The organism is Pseudomonas gregormendelii (assembly GCF_017114825.1).
In the GTDB taxonomy this organism is placed as follows: domain Bacteria; phylum Pseudomonadota; class Gammaproteobacteria; order Pseudomonadales; family Pseudomonadaceae; genus Aquipseudomonas; species Aquipseudomonas gregormendelii.
The window spans coordinates 1-5,221 of the sequence record NZ_JADEVO010000076.1 but is presented as its reverse complement, the minus strand read 5'-3'; the positions used below and the strand labels follow the sequence as shown (position 1 = coordinate 5,221).

Below are 5,221 nucleotides of genomic sequence, written 5' to 3'. Positions count from 1 at the left end.
GAGCACAAGGTCGGCAGCCTCGCGCTTGAATTCAGCGGAAAAGGAACGGCGTTGTTTGGTCATCTGACACCTCGATCTGGCGAGCATTCTCGCCTAAATGGGTGTCCGGTTTCATTAGACCACTACAATCTCCCATTAATGGAGAACGCTGCGACAACTCCAATAGTTGATCGCTTCTGGGAACAGTTTCACCAACAAATGGGGTTTAGAGAATGAGCAGAGATGTCATGGCTTAATTGTGCAGGATGAAACAATGCTGGTAGAGCCTTCTGAACAGGCAATCAGTCTATTCGGGAAGGATTGGGATCAATACGCAGCTGGAGGTCTCTTCCTGATCTAGTGCCGATAAGCCTGAGGCGGGGCGACTGGCTTGGCTGGTCAGAACTCGCGGAGGAGCGTTACCGTGTCAACGTGGCCGAAAGCGGTGAGTGATACGCCATTTCTTACTGACGATGGTCTCTTGAAAGAAGGTTGCACCCCCACCACTTTCCGGTGACGTTAGTAGAGGCTCCCGGGCGGTGGTGTATGTCAATCTCTAGGAGCTGAAAGGGAGTTTGAAAGCTTTTTCATCGAAGACGAGAGCTTCATCTCGTTTTCCGTGCGGTGCAGATCATTCGTGGTAGTAGTGAGCTGGCTAGTGAGAATACCTAACTCCCCGAGAATGCCCTGAACCTTCCCCTCACGCTCTTTTTCGCTCAGAGAGTGATTGTTCTTGATGGCATCCAATTCTTCCATTTTCTTTTGAATTTTCTCTTGGATGTCTCGTATCGCTTTGAGAATTTTTTTCACGCCATCCGGTAGATTGCTAGCGTCGATATCCGCATTTTTTTCGGTCTCACTTGACGCTTTCGCAGTCCCCTCGGGGGACAAAGTCACTTTCACGCCTTCGGTAACTGCTGGTACGTCGGAGTCGCCTGACGCCTCACTCAGCACTGATTTCGCAGCATTTGAGGGTTCTATGATTTTAATCGAAGCGTGGGCAGCGGCATTGATTTGCATGAGATTCTCCCTTTTTGTCTTTGCTGTATCGACGTTGGCGAAAAGTACTTTAAGGCAGTGGTGAGAAAAAGCCTTTGGGAGTGAGCTAGCTAACGAGTATCGGCACCTGGCTGGGGATCTATGGCGCTCCTCCCGTCCGATCAATGAAGCGTATGGGAATGTCACAACGCTCTTACTACTCCCGGTGTACGGGAATGTATCCAGCATTACCTCAGATACAGAATGCTTCACTGGGGCCTCTTCCGGACACAACGCAAACACACCTGCTTGAAAGACTGCATTTTCCGCCGATCGTCGTACAACCAGATTCGGCCTTTCCCCTAGAGTCTTTGCAAATGAACGCCCAATTATCACGATTCCATAGCTGGTCCTTATTCTCTCTGCTGTCGCTACTGGTCTTGGTGATGACAGCTCTGATCCTCGCGCTCAACCCCGACTTGGTCGAAGCAACACGCAGTGCAATTCGCGCAACAGCACGCACCTCATTCGCACTTTTCCTTGCAGCCTTCACAGCATCTGCGTTTGCGGTACTGGTGCCGTCATCATTCTCTAAAACCTTAGTACGCGAGCGTCGTTTCATAGGCCTTGCGTTCGCATTCTCACACTTGGTTCATGCTCTGCTGATTTACACCTATGGTCAGTTGAACCCTGAATTCTGGCCCGGACGCTCAACCGTCGGCAATATTCCCGGATCCGTTGGCTACCTCTTCATTGTCCTGATGACATTGACGTCTTTCAAAGCAACCACACGCCTGATTGGACGACGAGCGTGGAGAACTATTCACGTTTCCGGCATTTGGGTTTTGGCAGCAGTCTTCACCTACTCCAATTTCAAACGCATTCCCTTGAGTGCATGGTATGTGGTGCCGTTTGGAATTATGTGCGCGGCCATTGCGATTCGGGTGATTGGAAAAGTCGCGCAAACGCAAAAGCGCAGCCATCCGCGCACGTATGCCTGAGTTCGGCATCGCTGCGCAAATTTATGGATATTTATCGAGAAAACTCGCAGTCCACGAGATTTTGAAGATTGGTCTACATTGAGAATGTTCGCTCAGGATTCGCCACAGAGCAATAAGGCCAGGCACGCTTGCGGGGCCAATTAACCTGCATTCAGCGCTCAAGCCCGTAGTACCTAGAAAATGGCAAATTCTGTCCGATGTATGCCCGCTCGGGTCACGACGCTAAGTGATATACGCACTCGTCAGCGACTTGAATATGTCCTTTCACGTTGGAGCAATCTCATGAGTCTCATTCTCTACGGTTTCGATGCAAGTCCATACGTTCGCACGGTGAAAATGCTGCTAGCGGAAAAAGGTGCTGATTTTGATCAGGTACAGATCAACGTGATGAATGGAGAAACGCATCTTCCGGAACACCTTGAGCGCAATGCTTTCGGCAAAGTACCAGTGATTGATCACGACGACTTCAGAGTGATCGAGACCTCGGCCATCATGTCCTACCTCGATGAGGTTTTGCCCGGCCATTCTTTAACGCCTGATAGTGCCCGTGATCGGGCGCGTAGCCACATGGCTCAAGCGGTATACGATTCCTACGGTTACGGTTCAATGGTTTCGGTATTCGGCTATTACCTGTTCCCTGACTTTATTGGGGGACAAAACGATGAATCTCGCCTACAGGGCATCGAAGACTCTAAATTGGTTTTGCGCGAATTGATGAAAATCAAAGGCGCGGATCCATTCATAGCGGGCAAAAGCCCCAGTATTGGGGACCTGTACCTGGCGCCAGCTTGTGCATACATGTCGATGACTCCGGATGCTGATCAGGTTTTTGCCATCGATGGTTTCGCCGACTGGTGGGCAAAGATGCAAGCCCTGCCGAGTTTTAAAGCCACGCCACCCCAGTAAATCCATGCGCGGCATTGGAGCAATTCTTTGACTCCCTACACAACTTCTCTAGAGGTTGTGTAGGGACGCATTCCGTCGATATTTCCTCAGCTTTAAATTCAATAGCCCCTCAAGCGCATCTCCTCTCCCGACCTAAATAATCGCGGCCATTTCAAAAACTGGAACAGTAGATTGTCTTTTTTGGTCGTTCTCCCGGATTTGTTTAGGGCAGACCATGGCTCACGCAGTGCATTGATTTGCAACCGGCCGCAGAGGCATCAACTCGATGAAATTCGTATTTCTTGATGATGCAAAGAAGGTTCTGAATCGTTGCACAGACGTACTACGTGCCCGCCCGAGAGGTAGGGTTGATTCTGTAACCGGCACAAATTGATGGAATTGCGTCAACCTTCATCACACACAGGAACTCTAGATGAACAAGTTATTCTCAGGTCTGGCCCTCACAGCCGCAATGATTACAGCCACCGCAGCGATGGCTGCGCCGGCCAAACCGACTGTCGTATTGGTTCACGGCGCTTTCGCCGATTCAAGCAGTTGGAATGGCGTCGTCAAAATTCTGGAAAAAGATGGCTACCCAGTGATCGCAGCGTCGAACCCATTGCGCTCACTCAAAGGTGATGCGCAGTCGGTCGCCGATGTGCTCGCCAGCATCAAAACGCCGGTCGTGCTGGTCGGGCATTCCTATGGTGGCCCGGTCATCAGCGAAGCGGCTTACGGCAACACCAATGTTAAAGCGCTGGTATTCGTCGCAGCCATTGCACCCGAAGCAGGTGAATCCACCGCGGAGTTATCTGGACGTTTCCCAGGCGGCACGCTTGGCCCTACCCTCGCTCCTCCAGTAGCCTTGGCTGACGGCGGCAAGGATCTGTATATCCAACAAGACAAATTCCACGACCAGTTCGCAGCCGACGTTTCCAATGCAGACGCCAAATTGATGGCTGCGACTCAACGTCCCGTTACAGTTGCGGCACTCAATGAAGCATCCACAGAACCGGCTTGGAAAACGATTCCTTCCTGGTTTGTCTATGGCGACGCTGACAAGAACATCCCAGCCCAAGCACAGGCCTTTATGGCTGAGCGAGCACACTCCAAGCAGACCGTCGTAGTCAAAGGCGCTTCTCACGTGGTGATGGTTTCGAACCCGAAAGTCGTTGCCAGCTTGATCGAAAAAGCAGCTAACGCCAAATGACGACAAGTCGCGGCTTAGTGTTGAGCCGCTTCATCGTTAAACGAGCATCCGGTCGTATTACGGATGCTCACTTGAAGCCCTAGACGACGCAATCGACAGATTCGCGGAGCCGGAGTAGGAGTGTTATTTGATGAAGAGGAAATTTCTCGTTCTATCTGCAACCGTCAGTTTTTTGAGTGGCCTTGCAGGGATCTCAGTTGTTGCATACGCCGACTCGACTCAAGGCACCGATGCAGAACGTTCACCGGTCTTTGGAGTAGCCCTTCCCCATGGCTATCGCGAATGGCAATTCGTCAGCATCGCCCATGAAGAGGGCGACAAAGCCGACATCCGTGTGATCCTCGGAAATGATGTTGCAATGAAAGCGTATCGGAATGGAACTATCCCATTCCCTGACGGCACGATAATCGCCCGTCTAGCTTATAAATATGAATCCTCCGCAAGGAACAACGCCGTCTTCGGTCGCGCGCAATCCTACATCGCCGGAGAGCCGACGAATGTGCAGATAGAAGTCAAAGACTCAAAACGCTACGCGAGCACCGGCGGATGGGGCTACGGCCAGTTTGAAAACGGCAAAGCTAATCCTAGTGTGCAGCTCATGAACACCTGTTTCGCTTGCCATACAAAATTGTCTCCTCAGGATGACTTCATCTTCACAAAATATTCGAAGTAGTCGCCAGGCGTTCTTCATATGGAGATATTTGCCTCGGAGGCCGGCGCAAGCCCCATCAGGCCTTACGCCTGATAGAGGTGAGCTTCCGAAAGTAGACCATCGCCGCCCGCAGGCCGAAAACCTGGTTAGCGGGTTAAGAGGTTAGAGCTTTGCACAGATGCGAGCCGCTCTCTAATATGACAGTGCGCCGAGCAATCCGGCCCAGCATGATGGTCGGCAAAGGCTTGGGAAAAATTTAACAAATACCCCCCTGCCAATTCAGACTTTACCAAAATGCGCTGACGAATCAGCGCACAAAACCGTTCACTTGTGGACGGTCTAATAGAACAAGAACGGCGCGTTTAACTATTCATAACACCGTTTAACATCGGCGGCGGCAAAAACTGAGTGCAACACCTGACCTTTCCGGTACGGTGCTGCCCCATGTCCTATCACGAACTCAGCGTCGAAGAACGCGCCGCCATTCAAATCGGTCATATCCAGGGCCTCAGCCAG

Annotated in this window: 6 protein-coding genes; 5 read left to right on the top strand and 1 reads right to left on the bottom strand. The window is 51.4% G+C overall.

The window, feature by feature from the left end; genetic code table 11:
- A partial coding sequence (locus tag IMW75_RS26455; protein WP_205894272.1) for a hypothetical protein occupies nucleotides 1-216 on the top strand: 216 nt, incomplete at its 5' end.
- A 312-nt stretch (nucleotides 217-528) separates the two neighbouring features.
- Here the strand turns inward: IMW75_RS26455 and IMW75_RS26450 are convergent.
- Nucleotides 529-999 (bottom strand): chemotaxis protein, encoded by a 471-nt coding sequence (locus IMW75_RS26450; protein ID WP_205894271.1) that lies wholly within the window; start codon nucleotides 997-999, stop codon nucleotides 529-531.
- 335 nt (nucleotides 1,000-1,334) lie between these two features.
- Between IMW75_RS26450 and IMW75_RS26445 the strand changes: the two genes are divergently transcribed.
- The 4 genes from IMW75_RS26445 (at nucleotide 1,335) to IMW75_RS26430 (ending at nucleotide 4,726) form a co-directional block, all read left to right on the top strand.
- Nucleotides 1,335-1,958, top strand: coding sequence for a ferric reductase-like transmembrane domain-containing protein (locus tag IMW75_RS26445; RefSeq protein ID WP_205894270.1), 624 nt, complete (start codon nucleotides 1,335-1,337; stop codon nucleotides 1,956-1,958).
- Nucleotides 1,959-2,240: 282 nt separating this feature from the next.
- On the top strand, nucleotides 2,241-2,864 hold the full coding sequence (locus IMW75_RS26440) for a glutathione S-transferase family protein (protein WP_205894269.1): 624 nt from the start codon (nucleotides 2,241-2,243) through the stop codon (nucleotides 2,862-2,864).
- A gap of 412 nt (nucleotides 2,865-3,276) precedes the next feature.
- A complete protein-coding gene (locus tag IMW75_RS26435; RefSeq protein WP_205894268.1) occupies nucleotides 3,277-4,053 on the top strand; it encodes an alpha/beta fold hydrolase in 777 nt (258 codons plus the stop codon).
- Between the two features lie 130 nt (nucleotides 4,054-4,183).
- Nucleotides 4,184-4,726 (top strand): cytochrome P460 family protein, encoded by a 543-nt coding sequence (locus IMW75_RS26430; RefSeq protein ID WP_205894267.1) that lies wholly within the window; start codon nucleotides 4,184-4,186, stop codon nucleotides 4,724-4,726.
- Nucleotides 4,727-5,221 lie beyond the last annotated feature (495 nt).

Coding starts and splice junctions, on each gene's coding strand:
- IMW75_RS26450 (WP_205894271.1), bottom strand. CDS start 999: ATGCAAATCAATGCCGCTGCCCACGCTTCGATTAAAATCATAGAACCC.
- IMW75_RS26445 (WP_205894270.1), top strand. CDS start 1,335: ATGAACGCCCAATTATCACGATTCCATAGCTGGTCCTTATTCTCTCTG.
- IMW75_RS26440 (WP_205894269.1), top strand. CDS start 2,241: ATGAGTCTCATTCTCTACGGTTTCGATGCAAGTCCATACGTTCGCACG.
- IMW75_RS26435 (WP_205894268.1), top strand. CDS start 3,277: ATGAACAAGTTATTCTCAGGTCTGGCCCTCACAGCCGCAATGATTACA.
- IMW75_RS26430 (WP_205894267.1), top strand. CDS start 4,184: ATGAAGAGGAAATTTCTCGTTCTATCTGCAACCGTCAGTTTTTTGAGT.